The organism is Vreelandella nigrificans, assembly GCF_002374315.1.
GTDB classification, from domain to species: Bacteria; Pseudomonadota; Gammaproteobacteria; order Pseudomonadales; family Halomonadaceae; genus Vreelandella; species Vreelandella nigrificans.
Window position 1 is genome coordinate 177,825 of the sequence record NZ_NWUX01000003.1, and the last position, 18,607, is coordinate 196,431.

13 protein-coding genes and 1 pseudogene are annotated in these 18,607 nt (G+C 56.1%); 2 read left to right on the forward strand and 12 right to left on the reverse strand.

Going from position 1 to position 18,607, the window contains the following annotated elements:
- Positions 1 to 51 precede the first annotated feature (51 nt).
- Positions 52 to 1,926 carry a feruloyl-CoA synthase gene (locus CPA45_RS06235; RefSeq protein ID WP_096650734.1) on the forward strand — a complete coding sequence of 625 codons (1,875 nt, stop codon included), beginning with the start codon at positions 52 to 54 and terminating at the stop codon, positions 1,924 to 1,926.
- Positions 1,927 to 2,070: 144 nt separating this feature from the next.
- On the opposite strand, the gene CPA45_RS06240 is transcribed toward CPA45_RS06235, so the two are convergent.
- The 5 genes and pseudogenes from CPA45_RS06240 to CPA45_RS06260 form a co-directional block, all read right to left on the reverse strand.
- A complete protein-coding gene (locus tag CPA45_RS06240) occupies positions 2,071 to 3,426 on the reverse strand; it encodes a TRAP transporter large permease (RefSeq protein WP_096650735.1) in 1,356 nt (451 codons plus the stop codon).
- Positions 3,427 to 3,465: 39 nt separating this feature from the next.
- The gene (locus CPA45_RS06245) at positions 3,466 to 3,975 is read right to left on the reverse strand and encodes a TRAP transporter small permease (protein ID WP_096650736.1); all 510 of its coding nucleotides are present in this window, start codon (positions 3,973 to 3,975) and stop codon (positions 3,466 to 3,468) included.
- A gap of 114 nt (positions 3,976 to 4,089) precedes the next feature.
- Positions 4,090 to 5,073 (reverse strand): TRAP transporter substrate-binding protein, encoded by a 984-nt coding sequence (locus CPA45_RS06250; protein WP_096650737.1) that lies wholly within the window; start codon positions 5,071 to 5,073, stop codon positions 4,090 to 4,092.
- 553 nt (positions 5,074 to 5,626) lie between these two features.
- Positions 5,627 to 6,421: an IclR family transcriptional regulator gene (locus CPA45_RS06255; protein ID WP_096650738.1), complete on the reverse strand. Its 795-nt coding sequence runs from the start codon at positions 6,419 to 6,421 to the stop codon at positions 5,627 to 5,629.
- 183 nt (positions 6,422 to 6,604) lie between these two features.
- Positions 6,605 to 8,278: pseudogene (locus CPA45_RS06260) on the reverse strand (electron transfer flavoprotein-ubiquinone oxidoreductase); the annotation flags it as partial.
- Positions 8,279 to 8,564: 286 nt separating this feature from the next.
- Between CPA45_RS06260 and CPA45_RS06265 the strand changes: the two are divergent.
- Positions 8,565 to 9,557, forward strand: a complete 993-nt coding sequence (locus CPA45_RS06265) for a porin (RefSeq protein ID WP_096650740.1) — start codon at positions 8,565 to 8,567, stop codon at positions 9,555 to 9,557.
- 206 nt (positions 9,558 to 9,763) lie between these two features.
- On the opposite strand, the gene CPA45_RS06270 is transcribed toward CPA45_RS06265, so the two are convergent.
- From CPA45_RS06270 to CPA45_RS06300, 7 genes are all read right to left on the reverse strand, one after another.
- On the reverse strand, positions 9,764 to 10,702 hold the full coding sequence (locus CPA45_RS06270) for an electron transfer flavoprotein subunit alpha/FixB family protein (protein ID WP_096650741.1): 939 nt from the start codon (positions 10,700 to 10,702) through the stop codon (positions 9,764 to 9,766).
- Complete coding sequence (locus CPA45_RS06275; protein ID WP_096650742.1) at positions 10,699 to 11,475, reverse strand: electron transfer flavoprotein subunit beta/FixA family protein; 777 nt, start codon at positions 11,473 to 11,475, stop codon at positions 10,699 to 10,701. Before CPA45_RS06275 ends, CPA45_RS06270 begins: the two co-directional genes overlap by 4 nt.
- Positions 11,476 to 11,587: 112 nt before the next feature.
- On the reverse strand, positions 11,588 to 12,718 hold the full coding sequence (locus tag CPA45_RS06280; protein ID WP_096650743.1) for an acyl-CoA dehydrogenase family protein: 1,131 nt from the start codon (positions 12,716 to 12,718) through the stop codon (positions 11,588 to 11,590).
- Between the two features lie 11 nt (positions 12,719 to 12,729).
- Positions 12,730 to 13,926 carry an acyl-CoA dehydrogenase family protein gene (locus CPA45_RS06285; protein ID WP_096650744.1) on the reverse strand — a complete coding sequence of 399 codons (1,197 nt, stop codon included), beginning with the start codon at positions 13,924 to 13,926 and terminating at the stop codon, positions 12,730 to 12,732.
- Between the two features lie 102 nt (positions 13,927 to 14,028).
- Positions 14,029 to 15,285 (reverse strand): acyl-CoA dehydrogenase family protein, encoded by a 1,257-nt coding sequence (locus tag CPA45_RS06290; protein WP_340640070.1) that lies wholly within the window; start codon positions 15,283 to 15,285, stop codon positions 14,029 to 14,031.
- Positions 15,286 to 15,345: 60 nt separating this feature from the next.
- A complete protein-coding gene (locus CPA45_RS06295; protein WP_096650746.1) occupies positions 15,346 to 16,341 on the reverse strand; it encodes an NADPH:quinone oxidoreductase family protein in 996 nt (331 codons plus the stop codon).
- A 122-nt stretch (positions 16,342 to 16,463) separates the two neighbouring features.
- Positions 16,464 to 18,254, reverse strand: coding sequence for an acyl-CoA dehydrogenase (locus CPA45_RS06300; RefSeq protein WP_244287539.1), 1,791 nt, complete (start codon positions 18,252 to 18,254; stop codon positions 16,464 to 16,466).
- Between the last annotated feature and the right edge of the window lie 353 nt (positions 18,255 to 18,607).

Below are 18,607 nucleotides of genomic sequence, written 5' to 3' on the forward strand. Positions count from 1 at the left end.
CGCAGCAAAATACCAACCAACGACAAATCCAATGCAACAAGAGTATGCGCCATGAACCACAATGACCTCCCTCCTTTCAAACAGAATGACTGGGAGGCGCCCGACGTTACAGTCGAGGTGCTCGACTCAGGTATCCAGCTCGTCAGCTCACCTCGGCAACCGCTACCGGTGGCCAATAATCTGATCGAGGTCCTTGCCAGAGCAGCCGACAGGTATGCCGATCGCACCTTTCTGGCACAACGAGATAACAACCAGAGCAACAACCAGAGCAACAACCAGAGCTGGGTACGTCTCAGTTTCAAGGAAGCCGACGAACGCTCCTCTCGGGTTGCCCATTGGCTGTTATCCCTGGGGCTGCCAGAAGCAACTCCGGTCATGATCCTATCGGAAAACTCACTGGAGCATGCCTTGTTCATGCTTGGTGCCATGAAAGCCCGACTGCCAGTCGTTCCCGTATCGCCTGGTTACTCCTTGATGAGTCACGACCACTGCAAGCTGCGCCGTATCCATTCACTCGTGAAACCTGGTGTCGTGTTCGTACAAGATACAGAGCGCTACGCTAAGGCCTTACAGGCCCTGGAGCTTGGCGACACCGCTCTGGTCACCGTAGCGGGCCATGGCGAAGGTGGCTCAATCACTCCGTTCGCCAGGCTGGAAGCAGACGAGGCCGGGCATGAGGTGCAGGCGTCCTGCGATGCCATCCAGCCCGATACAGTGGCCAAGATACTGTTCACTTCAGGTTCGACCGGAGAGCCCAAAGGCGTCATCAATACGCATCACAACCTCTGTTTTACGCAGTCGGCCCTGGGCTCTCTCGTGCATCTCGATGCTGACAATCGCCCCCCTATCCTGCTCGACTGGCTACCCTGGCACCATACCTTTGGTGGCAACCAGAATTTCAATCGCAGCTTGCGCTACGGCGGCGCCCTATATATCGATGACGGCAAGCCACTACCGGGATTATTCGAGCGCACCCTGCACAACCTGCGCGAGATTCAGGTGACAACATTTAGCACCGTGCCTGCCGCCTTCGGAGCACTCCTCGACGCACTCGAGCGTGACAAGCCGCTGCGCGAGAACTTCTTTAGCGAACTCGATTGGATCAGCTACGGTGGCTCTGACATGCCCCAGCACATCTTTGACCGTATTCAGAAGGTAGCCATCGAAGCGACTGGCAAGCGAATGCCAGTGATCACAGCCATGGGCTCCACCGAAACATCAGCCATCATTACTGCTACACACTGGCCTAGCGAGCAGATGGGCAACATCGGATTACCTGTGCCGGGCACTACCGTCAAGCTAATACCACTGGGCGACAAGTTCGAAATGCGTGTCAAGGGACCCCAGGTCATGCAAGGCTACTTCCATGACGATGCCCGGACCCGAGAGACCTTTGATGAAGAAGGCTTTTTCCGCACTGGCGATGCCGTACGCTGGATCGACGCCGCACACCCCCACCTTGGCCTCAAATTTGCCGGAAGGGTGGCCGAAGACTTCAAACTTTCGAGCGGCACTTGGGTACATACTGGCAGCCTACGAAGTGCAGCGGCTTCAGCCTTGGCCCCTTTGATAACCGACCTGGTAATGACCGGCCAGGATCGCGACTGCATCGGTTTGATGGCCTGGCCCAACGAAGCCGGCATCCGTGCCCTGCTGGATGACAGCGAGACGCCGCTGAGTACTCTGATGGGCTCGACGGCATTACACCAACTGCTGTCACAGCGTCTTGAACAACATAATCAGGTGCATAATCACAGCTCAATGCGTATCAAGCGTCTACTATTACTGACGGAACCGCCTTCTCTGGATCACAATGAGATCACGGACAAGCGATATATCAATCAGCTTGCGGTACTTGAGCGCCGAGCTGATCAGGTTGAGCGACTTTATGCCACATCACCAGACCCCGACGTAATCTGCCTCTAATATCCACTCGTGAAGCGGTGACTCTGAGTCACTGCTTGAGTCACCGCTTCGTTTGGCTAATCAAGACGAGACCGCCCCGCCTGTCGAACAGGCGGGGCGGTCTAATACCAAGTACTCCCTAAAGCACTACATATTCCTGGAGCGCTACATATTGTTAGGAATCCAGGTAGCGATTCCGGGGAAAAGCACGACTAGAAGCAGCACGAGCAGTATCATGGCGATTGGCAGCATGGCCCCCTTCATCACCTTGACGATGGGTATCGAGCCGATATGTGATACGACGAACAACACCCCACCCATCGGCGGCGTAATCAGTGCCAGATTGACATTGAGCAACATGATGACCGCGAACCAGATATTATCCCAGCCCATGTAAGCAATGATCGGCACCAACAGTGGAATCGCCAGATACATCAAAGCCATCACTTCTAGAAACATGCCGAGCACGAAAAGGCACAGGTTTATCAGTAGCATCAATTGCAGAGGAGAAAGATCCAAGGCAATGATAGTTTCCAGAAGCTGCTGAGGAATACGTCCAAACGAAACCACATGCCCCAGCACGGCACCACCCACCACGATGACCCCCACCATGGCAGACACGGCCGTGGCCTCCATCAACACATTGCCCAGCTTCTTCAGGGTCAGAGTTCGATAGATGAAGAAGCCCACCAGCATACAATATACGACAGCGATAGCGGCTGCTTCTGATGCAGTAAACACCCCGAGATAGATACCACCCAAGATGATGACCGGTGCCATTAAGCCCCAGAACGCCTCCTTAAGTGCCTTGCGCTTGCTAAGCCTCTCAGGAGCAGGCGCTGCTTCGTGATTGACCTCACGAGTCGACTCCGTTCGGGTTGCTGCAGCTCCCACCTGCAGAGGTGGTGCCGTCATCCGGTAATGACGATTGATGAAAAAGGAGAGGGCGAGAGAATAGAGCAATATCAGCAATATGCCGGGCACGATACCGGCCATGAAAAGCTTACCTATCGACTCGTCGGTCAAGTACCCATAGATGATCATGACAATGCTGGGTGGAATGACACTCCCTAACGACCCCCCTGCCGTGATGGAAGCGGCTATCAAGGAGTCAGAATATCCCGCTCGACGCAGCTCTGGCGTCGCAATCAAGCCCATCGTCGAAGCAGAAACGAAGCTGGAACCCGTCATCGCAGAAAAAACGCCACTGCTCGATATGGTGGCCACCCCAAGTCCCGATTTAGACCACCATAAGAAAGACTTGGCAGCATCAAAAAGGCGCTTCCCCATCCCCGTTTCCGAAATTAGCTGCGCGGCTAGCACAAACAACGGAATGGCAACGAGAATACTGGAATCCATCGCCGAATACGCTTTCTCTACACTGATGCTAGTCGCTGAATCGAGACCGATATAGGTCGTTAGCAGAGCGATGCCAAGAAAGCCAAGGCCGAAGCCCACTGGCAGCCCGCTGGCCATGACCAGCAGGAAGGTGATCACGAATCCTATGATATAAATTGTCATGCTAGGCACCTTGCGGCTTGGTGATGGCGGTAATAGGTTTCACTGTGCCCCCTTATTCATTAACTCCAGCAACAACTTGTTGAAGAATTGAAGGGCAAGCAATACTGCTCCAATCGGAAGCAAGGAACCTGGAATCCATAAGGGCACCTGAATCAAGCCCGTGCTGGTATCACCCATTTCATAAGAGAAATGGACCATCTCGATTCCCTTGATGACAAATGTGACCGAATACCCCAGGCCAATCAGATGGGTAAAGATCCTCAACCGCCTACGATTACTCGCCTTGAGCCGGTCGACAAAGATTGTCACGGCAAAATGGCTATCATTGCGCAGGGCATAGGCGGCTGCTAGGAAAGCGATAGCCATCCAAAGGTATACGCTGAATTCCTGCACCCAGGCTGTGGGGCTGCCGAAGAAATACCGTACGGTGACTTCATACGTGATAATGAGCGCCAATAGCATCAGGCAACAGGCGGCAATGACACCACCCACTCCACTGCTAAAGTCGATCCAGCGTGACAGCCAGTTTCTCTCAGTTGGACTTTTCATCACTACTCCTGCGAGCAAAGTCACAATCCATACACGAGGACAGTGCTAGACAGTATTGCGAGGCCAACTAAGCGATAGATAGTCGACCTCAGCTCGATTATTGGCTTAGCGCGATTATTGGAGACTCAGCTCAAGCAGGCGCTGAGCTTCCGGCCCATTGGCGTCTGCCCACTCCTGCCACACACCATGGCTTATCTCACGCACTCGTTCCATTTCGGACGCAGGGAACTCCGTGACGATAGCGCCATCCTCTGCTGACTCGGCCAGGAATTTTGCCTCCCAGGCCATGGCTTCCTGAAGGCTTCTGGCCTGCATCCGCTCGCCTGCACTCAGCATGATTTCCTGCACATCCTCAGGCAGTGACTCCCACTTGTTGAGGTTCATCGCCACCATAATGGTGGGGAAACTCAGGTTGATTCTGGTCAAGTGAGGCGCGACTTCGTGGGTCTGTTGAAAGTAGCCGTTGACGATGGAATTGAGGCTGGCATCGGCCACCCCAAGCCTGAGGGCCATATACTGTTCTATCTGGGGAATGGAGCTGTCAGGTGAAGCCCCTAAGCGGGAGAAGATATTAGTTCCCATCGGGCTTGTGGAGAGTACGCGTAAATTCTCGAAATCTTCCACCGTTTCAATGTTTCCATTTGAGCTATAGATCTGCACACCATCCACAAAGCTGGTATAGATCAACTTCATGCGCCGCTGCTCCAGGGCATCCTCGATGATTGCAAGGGACTCGCCTTGATAAACCTCCGCGACATGCTCAAGAGAGTCGAATGCAAACGGGAGGTAGACACCCTGCAGCATAGGCACCATCCCCATGACGCGAGGTGATAGCAAGACACCTATATCGACATGGCCCCGCGCAACGGCATTATGCATATCCTTGTCATCGTAGAGTTGCCCCCCCGGATACTCGATAATCCGGATCTTACCTGCGGCAGCTTCATTAACCTCTTCGATCCAGTCAGCACGCGCTTGAGCCACGAAGTGGCTGGGAGGCCCCCAGGAAGCCAGTTTGATTTCGATCTCTTCTGCCATGGCGGTGGCAGAGGCTAGTATCAAGCCGGCAGCAAGGGGCAACAGGGCTCTTGGCTTCATCGTGTTCTCCAGGAATCATTGTTGGTTGTTCTGTTCTATCGCGCCATAGCACATATAGGGATTCATCGACCCACTAAAACGAAAGCCTATTTCACAATACGAAACTAAGTACCATCTTAAACAGCCAATGAAGGGGGCGTCAAGGGCTAAAGCACAACGGTTCCCCCAGCATTCCCACCCTTTAGTCGAATGCCACAACGATCGAAAGGCGAGCCGGAAAGTGATGAACGGGAACCTGGGAAGAGACCAAGGCGCCACTGGCAGAAGAGCCCGGTGGAGCTAAGTTTGGTACGAAAAATCGACGAGAGAGAGCAGACTATGGAGTGCCAAGCTAGGCAGAATAGATAGGATCGCTAAGATGGATAGGATCGCTTAAATAGATAGGATCGCTAAAAATAGACAGGTATTAGCCAGACCGAAACCACAACAAGCACCAGGTCGTTTACAAGACCTGGTGCTGCCTACCGTTCGCTTAGGTCCTGGCGGTTTTGATCAACCATCGCGAAAAGCGCGCGTTGCGTAGCCGTTCAGCATCAAGGATTGGTCACTAGCACTAGACACCCGTAGAAAGAATATCCTTTGCCACTTGGACGAGCTGAGGGCCCAGCGACTGTAGCGCATCCTCAGCAGATAGCAGGTAGTTGGGGCCGCCGCAATTCAGTGCCAGCACACGTCCATCCTGGAGCTGCAGAGGCACACCCACCGCATTGATCGTCTTGTCCCATTCGCCCAAAGAGGAACAAAAGCCCTTGTCCTCGAACTCTTCAAGTGCCCGGTCGATACCCTCTTTCCAAGCCGGCCAGCGCTCACCGCCTACGCGCTCGAGATCGGAGAGAATATGATTACGCTCAGGCTCCTGCAGGCCAGCGATAAAAGCGCGGCCCGCCGCCGATGTCGCAATCGGTAGTCGAGAACCGACCTCCATGCGCAATGCCTGGGTCTCATCGCCCCGGCAGTTTTCCACATAGATCATCGAGAGACGTTCACGAATGGTCAGTCCCACCGATATATTGACACGATTGGCCAGTCGCTCTATGAAGGGCTTGGCGATCTGTCTTACGTGAAGGTTGGAGGTATAGGCATAGCCCAGTGCCAGCACCCCAGCGTCAAGCTGGTACTTCTCCAAATGCCTCGAATACGCCAGATAGCCGAGTTTGGTCAGAGTGTAGGTCATCCGAGAGATGGTCGGCTTAGGCAGGCCGGTAATCCTGGCCAGGTCCTGATTGCTCAACACACCGCCCTGCTGGCCGAAGGCACGAAGGACGTCGAGCCCCCTCGCCAACGCCTCGACGAACTTACGATCTTTTTCACCATTCTTGTCGCGGGGTAAATCGAAAATTTCGTTCATCAGCCATTATCTTATGTAGACTCGAAACGAACCGCGCCACCGCTTCAATAATCATTCGACAAGCGTTGGCACATCAAGGTTTTTCACTGTAATTATCGTATCACATGTATCGCATCGAATCCCTCCTAGATCGCTATGCAAAACCTCCGTCTGCACTCCGGCACCGCCCCCCCTTGAGGCTACTTACATATTCGGATAGTTCGGTCCACCACCGCCTTCCGGCGCCACCCAGGTGATGTTCTGGGCCGGGTCCTTGATATCACAGGTCTTGCAGTGCACGCAGTTCTGGAAGTTGATCTGGAACTGCGGCTGTCCGTCACTCCCCTCCACCACTTCATAGACCCCCGCCGGGCAGTAGCGCTGCGCCGGCTCGGCATATTCAGGCAAATTGTCGCGAATCGGTAACTGTGGATCGGACAGGCGCAGGTGGCAAGGCTGATCTTCCTCATGGTTGGTGTTGGAAAGGAATACCGAGGAGAGCTTGTCGAAGGAGAGCTTACCGTCCGGCTTAGGGTAGTCGATTTTCTCGAATTCACTGGCTGGCTTGAGCTGGGCATGATCCGCGCGGGTGTCATGGACATTGGGCAGCTTGCCGCCCAGCAGCTGATTGACGAAGTTATAAGCACCGCCGCCGACGGTGCCATACTTGTGGATCGCCGGACCAAAGCTGGCGCTCTCCTGGAGTTCGGCATAGGCCCAGCTGGCTTCCCACTTGGTGATGAAGGCGGTCAGCTCCTGGCCACCTTCGTCGCCCGCGGCGAGCGCCTCGAAGACGCTCTCGGCGGCTACCAAGCCCGACTTCATGGCGGTATGCAGGCCCTTAATCTTGGCAAAATTGAGAGTACCGGCGTCGCAACCAACTAACAGGCCGCCGGGGAAGGTCATCTTCGGTAGGCAATTGAGCCCGCCTTTGGTGATGGCCCGGGCGCCGTAGGCGACCCGCTTGCCGCCTTCCAGGTGCTTGGCCAGCACTGGGTGGTGCTTCATGCGCTGGAATTCGTCGAACGGCGACAGCCAGGGGTTCTGATAGGAGAGATCCATGATCAGCCCCACCATCACCTGTTGGTTCTCGGCGTGATAGAGAAACCAGCCGCCATGGGTAGACTTGTCCAGGGGCCAGCCGGAGCCATGCAGTACCAGGCCGGGCTCGTGCTTCTCTGCGGGGATATCCCACAGCTCCTTCAAGCCGATACCGTAGTGCTGAGGATCTTTGCCAGCGGCCAGGTCGAATTTCTGGATCAGTCGCTTGCCCAAGTGGCCCCGCGCCCCTTCAGCGAACAGGGTGTACTTGGCACGCAGTTCCATACCCGGCATATGGCCCTCTTTGGGCTGGCCATCGGCGGCCACTCCCATATCACCGATCAAAATACCCTTGACCGTGCCGTCCTCGATAACAGCTTCCTGGGCGGCGAAGCCGGGGAAGATCTCCACGCCCAGGCCCTCGGCCTGTTCAGCCAACCAGCGGCACAGGTTACCGGCGCTGATCACATAGCGAGGTAGTTCGCCGCCGGTGTTATGCATCGACTTGGGCACCAGGGCATTGGGCAGCTTTTGGGCCTTATCGGCATCCTTGAGCAGGTAGAGCTCGTCGCGGGTCGCGGGGGTGGTCAGGGGCGCGCCGCGCGCCTCCCAGTCGGGGAATAGCTCAGCCAATGCGCGGGGCTCGAAAACCGCCCCGGAGAGGATATGGGCGCCTACTTCTGAGCCCTTCTCCACCACGCACACCGTTAGTTCCTGGCCGGTTTCACCCGCCTGCTGCATCAGCCTGCAGGCCGCCGATAGGCCCGAGGGCCCGGCGCCGACGATGACCACGTCGAATTCCATCACATCTCTTTGTATTGCCATAGCCCTCTCTGCTAGCCCCCTCGTCTGTTGTTATTTACCTGTCTGTTGTTACTCACCTGGCCTCACCCAGCATCCTCTCTGGGAGATCAAACCAGCTGGATCTCATATTCATATTGCCAAACGCCCCGCAATTCCACTAAAGACAAAATATTATCAAATATTAGACCTATGTACCACTTGGCGGAATTGAAGTACCGCATAGCAGAACATACTATCGCAATACGGTCATCAGGTCTACCTCTCGATACCTGCAGCCTGAATGGCCGACAAGTACAACGAATAATTAAAAGGAAGGGGTATGACTACCAACAAGATCTCGGCTTTGTGCGCCGGCTTCTGCTTACTCTCCACGACTGCCGCCGCTCAGGGCACACCCGAACTCTATGGTCAGGTCGCCGCCCGCGTCATTGATCAAGAACATCAGGACCGCTCGGTAGAAGCTTATGACGTTCGTCTGGGCCTCAGGGGAATGGGCCAGTACGCCAATATCACCGCTGTCTACGAGCTCGAAGCCGAATTCACCAACGCGGTGAATGACAGTAGCGATAACAACAATGATGATAATGAGCTTGAAATCCGCAATGCTCGCCTTCTATTCCCGACTCAGCTCGGTACTTTTGTAATTGCCCCAAAAACACCCAGCAGTCAGTACTTAATTCTCTACAGTGCAGTCGATATCTTTGAGACCAACCGCGCCTATACCAATAACGGTGTGTCACAGATATTTGACCAGGCCGAGACATCCTCCCATGTACTGGCCTGGCTGAGTCCTCGTAAGTATGGTTTTCAGGGTCTGCTCTCCTATCTAACAGGCAGCACCGACAGCGGCACTGACTCCGACTACGTGACCTGGTGGCTAGAATGGCAAGCTGACGAGGAGAGCGACCTATCCGGCTTAAGAGCCGCTATCGGCCAAGTGTATATCGATCGCTTGGCAGTTCATGCCTTGGCCGAAGATGATGCCGTTCGAACAACTGCCACAATTGGCTATACCAACCACGGCTTGCACCTTGGGGCAACTTACGAGCATTCGGACTTCAAAGGTTTCGCCAACATGGACAGGGAAACCTATGGCATCGCTGCCAGCTATACCTACAATGGCTATACGCTAGGCGCTGGCTATTACGAGCGCAGTTTCGATGATGATCTCATGTCTTCTCAGGACAACAAGGGAACGGTGGTCACGCTGCAGAAGCGCTTCAACGAAGACCTGATGTTCTTCATTGAGAACGGCAATTTTGACCTCGACGGCCAGAGCAGCCTGAGCGTCGGCGCGAAGCTGACGTTCTGATCGCGTCTCACTGTTTCGTAGGCTAGGTTTCGACAGCCAGATTTCGACAACCAGTTTCGATCTTTTCGCCTCGACCTTTGGTCGAGGCTTTCTTGCTGCCTACTGGCACGGGCCAACACGATGCTCCCATGCAACCCCCATGCAGCCCCCGTCAGCACAACGGGCACTGCGCGGATCTACATCTTCCTTAAGAGCCTATATCTTCCTTAGAGCCTGCTTTCCAATTCCGGCAGGATCTCGAATAAATCACCGACCAGGCCATAATCGGCGACCTGGAAGATCGGGGCCTCCTCGTCCTTGTTGATCGCAACGATCACCTTGGAGTCCTTCATCCCAGCCAGATGCTGGATGGCACCCGAGATGCCCACAGCGATATAAAGCTCGGGGGCGACGATCTTGCCGGTCTGGCCCACCTGCATGTCGTTGGGCACGAAGCCAGCGTCCACCGCTGCGCGTGAGGCGCCGATAGCCGCCCCCAACTTGTCGGCAATGCCGTCGAGCAGCTTGAAGTTCTCGCCATTGCCCATACCACGGCCACCGGAGATAACCACCTTGGCGCCGGCCAGCTCGGGTCGATCGCTCTCGGCCAGCTCCTGCCGGATAAAGGTTGATTGGCTGTTCTCTACCACCGTGTCGACAGTCTCAACGCTGGCATTTCCGTTCGTCCCGACTGCATCGAAGCCGGTGCTGCGCACGGTGATCACCTTGAGGACGTCGGTGCTCCGCACAGTGGCGATGGCGTTGCCGGCGTAGATCGGGCGCTTGAAGGTGTCGGCTGCATCCACCGCAACGATCTCGGAGATCTGCGACACATCCTTGAGCGCAGCGACGCGCGGCATGATGTTCTTAGCAGTGGTGGAGGCGGCCGCCAGAATGTGACCATAATCATTGACGAGTTCAACCAGCAGAGCGCCCACCGGCTCAGCCAGTTGGTGTGCGTAGACGGCATTATCGGCGACGCGGACCTTACTCACGCCGTCAAGCTTGGCGGCGGCCTCGGCAATGGTAGCGACATTTTCGCCGACCACTAGGATGTCGATGTCGCCACCGCTGTCCTGCTGAATGGCCTGGGCCGCCGCGACCACGTGAGCAGTGGCGCCAGCGAGCTGGCCGTCGTGATGTTCGGCAAGTACCAAGATGCTCATGAAATCACCTTCGCCTCATTCTTGAGTTTGTCCACGAGCTCGTCGACGGAGCCCACCTTGATGCCGCCCTTACGCTCAGCCGGGGACTCGACCTTGAGCAGCGTGACCTTGGAGGCCACCTCGATGCAGAGATCTGCCGGGCTTTTGACGTCCATGGGCTTCTTCTTGGCCTTCATGATATCCGGCAACTTGGCGTAGCGCGGCTCGTTGAGACGCAGGTCAGTGGTGACGATGGCCGGCAAGCTCAGTTCGATGGTCTGCAGACCGCCGTCGATTTCACGGGTCACCTGCAGCTTTTTATCCCCCTCATCTCCGCTGATTTTCACCTCGGAGGCGAAGGTGCCCTGGGGCAGTCCGGCAAGTGCGGCGAGCATCTGGCCGGTCTGGTTGTTGTCAGTGTCGATGGCCTGCTTGCCGAGGATGACCAGTCCCGGCTGCTCTTCTTCGACGACCTTGGCCAGCAACTTGGCCACGGTCAGCGACTCAATGCGCTCATTGGCCTCGGCTGATGTGTCGATATGCACGGCACGGTCGGCGCCCAGCGCCAGCGCGGTGCGTAGTTGCTCTTGGGCGGCCTTGGGGCCAATGGTCACGGCGACGACCTCGGTGGCCACGCCGCTCTCCTTGAGACGCACCGCTTCTTCCACGGCGATCTCGCAGAAGGGGTTCATGGCCATCTTGACGTTGGTGAGATCGACGTCAGAGTGGTCCGGCTTAACCCGGATCTTGACGTTGTAATCGATGACGCGTTTGACGCATACCACTATTTTCATCTTCATACCTCTCTGAGTCAGCTATTGACACGAACGCTGCGGCACCGGCACGACTGAGTCGTACCGGGTCAGCAGCGTTCGGAGCAACGCATCAGCAAATATGACCGGGGCGTCACGCGGCCTGGGCGTTACGAATCAGTCGCTGTAGATGCTCATCACGGGAGCCAAGCAGGGTATTGATCATAGTAATTCGCTTGAAAAAGTGACCAACATCGAGTTCATCACTCACGCCCATACCACCATGTAGCTGTACCGCCTGCTGGCCGACCAAGCGACCGGCACTACCCACTTTCACCTTCAACATGGAGGCAGCGTGACTCGCCTCCTCGCCGCCGCCTGCAACGGTAATCGCGCCGAAATAGAGCATTGAGCGCGTCTGCTCACACTCCATGAACATGTCAGCCATGCGATGCTGTAGCACTTGGAACTTGCCGATAGGCTGACCGAACTGCTTGCGCACCTTGCAGAACTCGACAGTGGCATTGAGCAGCTTCTCCATGACGCCAACCGCTTCGGCGGACAGCGCCACGATGGCGTCATTCAAGGTCGCCTGGATAGCATCGTAGGCACTGTCCACCTCCCCCAGAAGGGTTGCCTTGACGCTATCGAAACGAATTTCAGCGCCACGAAAACCGTCATTGGTCGGGTAGGCCTGCATAGTGACGCCCGGCTGGGCCGGATCTACCAGGAACAGTGACAGCCCATTCTGATCACCTCGATTGCCACTGGTGCGAGCGGCCACCACCAGTAGGTCGGCGCTCGGTGCTCCTAGCACCACGGCCTTGTGACCCGTGATATGGTAGCCCTCTTCACTACGCTCGGCGGACGTTTCGATATCCGTGATGGACGAGTGGCACTGCGGCTCGGCCTGGGCAAACGCCAGCTTTAGCTCACCGGCGATAAGCCGCTCAAGCAATTCCGACTGCTGGCTTTCGCTACCATGGCGCTGAATCAGGTTGCCGCCCAGAACTACCGTGGAGAAGTAAGGCTCCACGACCAGGCCACGGCCAAGTTCGGTTTGCAGCACGATCAAGTCGGTCAGACTACCGCCCAGACCACCATAGGCTTCATCGAAAGGTAGCGCTAACCAGCCCAGCTCGGCAAAAAGCTTCCAGTTTTCCTCACTGTAGCCCAGCTCACTCTCGGTTAGACGGCGACGGGTTTCAAAGTCATAGTCGTTCTGAATGAACTTCGCCGCACTGTCCTGGAGCATCTGCTGAATGTCATTGAGTGCAAAATCCATAGTCGTTTTCCTCAGAGTTCCAGAACCGCCTTGGCGATGATGTTCTTTTGAATTTCATTGGTGCCGCCAAAGATGGTGACCTTACGGTTGTTGTAGTAATGGGGCGCCGTATTGGGGGCAAAATGCGGTTCGATGACGATCCCGTCACCCTCTTCTTCGTACTGTTCCGGCACGAAAGGTAAGGCATAGTGGCCAGAAGCCTCTAGGTAGAGTTCATCGATCATCTGTTGCACCTCGGTGCCCTTGATCTTGAGTATCGACGACTCTGGCCCCGGCGCCTTACCGGTAGAAACCGCAGAAAGCACGCGTAACTCAGTGAACTCCAGCGCTTTGAGTTCGATCTCGGTTTCCATGACTCGCGCCATGAAGACACTGTTATCAATAAGGTTAGGCATGCCTAAAGGCGGCTCGCTGAGCATCTCGCGTAATCGTTTGAGGCGCTGCTTTGAGGACGCCACACCAGCGATATTGGTTCGCTCATGGGTCAACAGAACCTTGGCGTAGGTCCAGCCTTTACCCTCTTCACCCACCAGGTTCTCTACTGGCACACGAACATCCTCGAAATTCACTTCGTTGACTTCGCGCCGCCCATCTAGAGTGATGATCGGAGTAACGCTGACCCCCGGAGAGTTCATGTCGATCAGCAGAAAGCTGATACCTTCCTGTTTCTTACCGGTATCGCTGGTTCTAACCAGGCAAAAAATCCAGTCGGCATAGTGCCCCAGAGTGGTCCAGGTCTTGGTGCCATTGACGATGTAATGGTCACCATCGCGTACTGCACGCGTCTTAAGCCCCGCCAGATCGGAGCCCGCGTTGGGCTCTGAATATCCCTGACACCACCACACCTTGCTGGCGAGGATATCGGGTAGAAAGCGCTGCTTCTGCTCCTCATTACCAAAGGTATAGATGACCGGCGCCACCATAGTGAGGCCGAAAGGAATGATACGTGGTGCCTGAGCAGTGGCCGCCTCATTGTTGAAGATGTACTTCTGGGTAGCGCTCCAGCCCGTACCGCCGTATTCCACCGGCCAATTCGCCCCTGCCCACCCCTTGGCATGGAGTGCCTGCTGGTAGGCGATCTGGTCGTCACGGCTGATACGCAAGCCGCGCTGGATCTTCTCCATGACCTGGGGAGGCAACTCATTTTGAAAGAAGGCCCGCACCTCGTCGCGGAAGGCGAGCTCGTCGCCGGTCAAATCGATATTCATACCGCTCTCCAACCTCTAGGAATGTTTAACCAAAGCTATCACCAGCAAAACCACATATCAAATAGCAGTATTTAATTTTACTATGCAGAACTGAAATAGCTTTCAGTCTCGCAACGGTGGGGTCAGGTATGCCGCCCCCTTACCGAGCGAGGCCTGCCGCTCTTTCAATTCCATACGTGCAATCTTGCGCAAGTGCACTTCATCAGGGCCATCGGCAAAGCGTAAGGCTCGCCCTTGGGACCACATATCTGCCAACGGCGTGTCCGGGCTCACCCCCATGGCACCGAAGGTTTGCATTGCCCGATCCACCACTCGAGTGTGCAACTTAGGTACCAGCGCCTTGATCAGGGAGATCTCCTTGGCAGCCGCCTTAGCGCCGACTCGGTCGATCATCCAGGCAGTTTTCAGCACCAGGAGCCTGGCCTGCTCGATCTCAAGCCGAGAATGGGCAATCCAGTCAGATACCGCGCCGTACTGATGAAGGTGCTTACCAAATGCCCTACGCTCCTGGGAGCGCTCAATCATCAGCTCCAGGGCCAGCTCTGCCTGGCCAATAGAACGCATGCAGTGGTGTATCCGCCCCGGCCCAAGGCGCGCCTGGGCCATCGCAAAGCCTTCCCCTTCGCCGCCCAACAAGTTGCTGACAGGCACCCTGACGTTGCGAAAAGTGATCTCGCAGTGACCATGGGGGTTGGTATGGTTCATCACTGTGATATTGCGCTCTACCGTCACCCCCGGCGCGTCATAGGGGATTAGCACCATGCTTTGCTGACGATGGCGGTCCGAATTGTCCGGATCACTCTTGCCCATCAGGATAAAGAGTCGGCAGTGGGGGTGGCTGGCGTTGGAGATGAACCACTTACGGCCATTGATGACGTAGTCACCGCCTTCACGGGTAATCAGGGTTTGGATATTGGTGGCATCGGACGATGCCACGTCCGGCTCAGTCATGGCGAAGGCAGAACGAATCTCGCCGTTGAGCAGAGGGTCGAGCCACTGCTCACGCTGCGCTGGCGTCGCGAACATGTGCAGCAACTCCATGTTGCCAGTATCCGGCGCATTGCAGTTGAACACCTCGGCACACCAGGGTACTCGCCCCATCTGCTCGGCCAGCGGGGCGTACTCCAGGTTGGAAAGCCGCGTTCCAGGCTCATCGTCCCGCAGCCCGGGCAGAAACATATTCCACAGTCCCTCGGCACGCGCCAGCTCCTTGAGATCCGCCATAAAGGACACGGGATAGTGGCCGGTTCGGACCTCTTCGCGATGCTGTCCGATACGAGGAACGATATTCTCCTCCATAAACCGGATCAGTTGATCGCGCAGTGCCTGAGTCCGCTCGTTGAATTCGAAGTGCATCATTCGACTCCTGTAGGGCCGGCGGCTTGGACGAAGCGCGGCCGAAGTAAGCATGAAAAAGAATCAGCGCTGGGCAACAGCGTCAGGCACCAGCACCAGCTTTCCATTGACCTGACGATCGAGCACCCGGCGCAACGCCTCTGCGGCACGCGAAAGCGGCAGGGACTGGTCAATATGCAAACGCACCTGATCTTGTTCGTACCAGCCAAAGAGTTCCTGCATATTGGTGGCGAAGGTCGCCGGGTCCCGACGCACGAAGGCGCCCCAGAAGACCCCCACCGCGGCGAACTCCTTCACCAGCGCCAGGTTGACGGGAAGTTTGGGAATCTCACCACTGGCAAAGCCAATAACGAGCAGCCGACCATAGGGCGCCATGCTGCGGGCACAAGTGTCGAATTGGGCGCCACCCACCGGGTCGTACACCACATCGACCCCCTTACCATCGGTTAGCCGTTTCAGCTCCCCGCGCAACTCCTGGGTCTGGTAATTAATCAGCTCATCGGCCCCATTGGCCTTTGCCAAGGCCAGCTTGGCATCGGTGGAACAGGCCGCTATGACCCTGGCTCCCATCGCCTTGCCGATCTGTACCGCAGCCAGACCAGTGCCGCCTGCTGCGCCGAGCACCAGTAAGGTTTCACCGGGCTGCAGTTGGCCGCGCTGTTTTAGCGCGTGGTGCGCGGTGCCATGGGCCAGCACTAGACTAGCGGCATCACTGAACGGCATCGTCTTCGGCATCGCCATGAGCCGCTCTACTGCACAGCAGACCTTCTCTGCATAGGCAGAGTAGTGATCACTAACCCCGATGACCCGGTCACCAATGGCATAGTCAGTTACACCTTCGGCAACCGCATCCACGATGCCGGCAAATTCCACTCCCGGGGTAAAAGGAAGCTCAGGCTTGGCCTGGTAGCTTCCCTCCACTAGCAAACCATCGGGAAAGTTCACCCCGATCGCTTCGATGGTGATGCGTACCTCTCCGCTACGCGGTTCAGGCTCTTCAACGTCGCGATACTGAAGGCTCTCAACGGGTGCGAATTGGTCGCAAACGATGGCTTTCATAGGCTCACTCCCTAGGTTTACGGTAATGACTCGAAGTTTCAGAAACCATTTCAAAAACCATTTCAAAAACTATTTCAAAAACAAGCTCAGAAACTATTTCAGAAGCTATTTCAGAAACCATTTCAGAAACTATCGACCGGCATGGCCAGGCAGGTGGTATCCAGGGCACGTAGTAGGTGGCAACTGTGCTCAATCCTGGGCAACTCCCAGCGGAAGAAGTACTGACAAGCCATGTGCTTGCCATGACAGAAGGCCTCCGACTCGGAGCCGGAAGCGGCTTGCATAGCCAAGGCCGCTTGGGCCTGGCGCAGCCAAAGCCACGCCACGACGAGATGGCCGAAGGCATCCAAATAAAGTGATGAGTTGGCAAGGGCATGCTTGGCGTCGCCTTCACGCAGCAGGTTTGACAGCGCCTTGGTGGTATCGCGGAATCTATCGAGGGCGGCTTGCAGCGACTCGGCGAACTCCCGTATGCGTGAATCGCAACGAGTACTTTCGATGGTGACTTGGATCTCGTCGCAGAGCAGCTTGAATGACCCACCGTCGTGCATCATGATCTTGCGTCCGAGCAGGTCCAGCGACTGAATACCCTCAGTACCTTCATGAATCGGATTGAGCCGGTTGTCACGATAGAGCCGCTCCACTGGATAATCACGGCTATAGCCATAGCCGCCATGCACCTGGATCGCCAAGGAGTTAGCTTCCAAGCAGTAGCGTGACGGCCAAGACTTGAGCACCGGGGTCAACAAGTCGAGCAACATCGCCGCTCGTTCCCGCTCGGCGGCATCCGCACTCCAGGCTTTGCGATCGGCCAGTTGGGCTCCATACAGAGACAGGCATAGGCCACCCTCGACATAGCTCTTCGCCGCGAGCAGCATGCGCCGCACATCCGCATGGGCAATGATCGGTTGCGGCGATGACGAGGCGTCCTTACTTTCCGGGGGGCGCCCCTGAAGCCGTTCGCGGGCGTAGTCCAAGGCATGCCGATAAGCCGCATAACCAAGGCCTACAGCCCCCACGCCAACCCCTACTCTGGCCTCGTTCATCATCTGAAACATATAGGCCAACCCTCGATGGGGCTCACCGACGAGATAGGCCACGGCCCCACCCTGCTCACCGAAGTTAAGGATGGTGGATGTCGTGCCACGATAGCCCATCTTGTGAATCAGGCCGCCCAGTACCACATCGTTACGCGGCCCGAGCGTGCCATCCTCATTGACCAGATACTTGGGCACCAGGAATAGCGACAGCCCCTTTACCCCTTCCGGCGCACCCTTTATACGCGCCAGCACCAAGTGAACGATGTTCTCGCTCAATTCGTGGTCACCGGCGGATATGAAAATCTTGCTGCCACGCAAACGATAATCGCCATCGACCATGGGCTCGGCAGTCGTGGCGATATCTCCCAGCGACGACCCCGCCTGGGGCTCGGTGAGGGCCATGGTTCCGGTAAAGCGCCCGTCGAGCAACGGCTGACGATAAAGGCGCTGCTGGCTCTCCGAACCAAAGGCGCCGATCACATTGGCATTAGCACCGCTGAGCGAGGCATAGGCAAGCGTCGAGATATTGGCGGCACTGAAGATCGCCTTGCAGGCCACCGATACCGTAAAGGGGAGCTGCATTCCGCCCAATTCATAGTCCTGGGTGGCTGCACCGAAGCCGGCACCGTAGTACTGATCGAGAGCCTCTTTCACTTGTGGAATCAGTTCGACTCTCTCTCCGTCGAAGCGCGGCTCGTTTTCATCCAGCTCTGCGGCATGAGGAGCGAAATAATCGATAGCGATGGACTCGGCCGTATCGAGAGCCGCGTTGAAGGTTTCACGGCCGTGTTCGGCAAACCGCTCCAACGACACCAACTCGTCGGTGTCAATCACCTGATAAAGCAGAAAATCTAGATCATTCCGACAGATCATTTTAGAACCCATCTAGCCCCCTCCACGCCATTTCCACGGCAGCCGTTCGCCTTGTTTCTGACCTTCTGTCTACTAAGCCAGGTCAAAACCAGCCCTCAAAAATCGATCTTCAAAAACTAGCTCTTAAAAACCAACTCTCAAAAACCATCTCTCAAAAACCATCTCTCAAAAACCAACAAGCGAAATATACAACCGCACAGCGAAACAATGCAAGGAAAAACAAAACAACCTATTTACTCATGAAGCGAGGCTGCTACCACGGCAAAGTCTGCTCTCCCCACCACCATTTTTGCGACATTCTGGACGTCGCCTGAGGCTTCCATAAATATGAAGATCGCCACGATGACCGCTAT

What these genes read in the sequence shown, in the direction of transcription:
- CPA45_RS06235 (WP_096650734.1), top strand. Translation starts at nt 52, where the DNA reads ATGAACCACAATGACCTCCCTCCTTTCAAACAGAATGACTGGGAGGCG.
- CPA45_RS06240 (WP_096650735.1), bottom strand. Translation starts at nt 3,426, where the DNA reads ATGACAATTTATATCATAGGATTCGTGATCACCTTCCTGCTGGTCATG.
- CPA45_RS06245 (WP_096650736.1), bottom strand. Translation starts at nt 3,975, where the DNA reads ATGAAAAGTCCAACTGAGAGAAACTGGCTGTCACGCTGGATCGACTTT.
- CPA45_RS06250 (WP_096650737.1), bottom strand. Translation starts at nt 5,073, where the DNA reads ATGAAGCCAAGAGCCCTGTTGCCCCTTGCTGCCGGCTTGATACTAGCC.
- CPA45_RS06255 (WP_096650738.1), bottom strand. Translation starts at nt 6,421, where the DNA reads ATGAACGAAATTTTCGATTTACCCCGCGACAAGAATGGTGAAAAAGAT.
- CPA45_RS06265 (WP_096650740.1), top strand. Translation starts at nt 8,565, where the DNA reads ATGACTACCAACAAGATCTCGGCTTTGTGCGCCGGCTTCTGCTTACTC.
- CPA45_RS06270 (WP_096650741.1), bottom strand. Translation starts at nt 10,702, where the DNA reads ATGAGCATCTTGGTACTTGCCGAACATCACGACGGCCAGCTCGCTGGC.
- CPA45_RS06275 (WP_096650742.1), bottom strand. Translation starts at nt 11,475, where the DNA reads ATGAAAATAGTGGTATGCGTCAAACGCGTCATCGATTACAACGTCAAG.
- CPA45_RS06280 (WP_096650743.1), bottom strand. Translation starts at nt 12,718, where the DNA reads ATGGATTTTGCACTCAATGACATTCAGCAGATGCTCCAGGACAGTGCG.
- CPA45_RS06285 (WP_096650744.1), bottom strand. Translation starts at nt 13,926, where the DNA reads ATGAATATCGATTTGACCGGCGACGAGCTCGCCTTCCGCGACGAGGTG.
- CPA45_RS06290 (WP_340640070.1), bottom strand. Translation starts at nt 15,285, where the DNA reads ATGATGCACTTCGAATTCAACGAGCGGACTCAGGCACTGCGCGATCAA.
- CPA45_RS06295 (WP_096650746.1), bottom strand. Translation starts at nt 16,341, where the DNA reads ATGAAAGCCATCGTTTGCGACCAATTCGCACCCGTTGAGAGCCTTCAG.
- CPA45_RS06300 (WP_244287539.1), bottom strand. Translation starts at nt 18,254, where the DNA reads ATGATCTGTCGGAATGATCTAGATTTTCTGCTTTATCAGGTGATTGAC.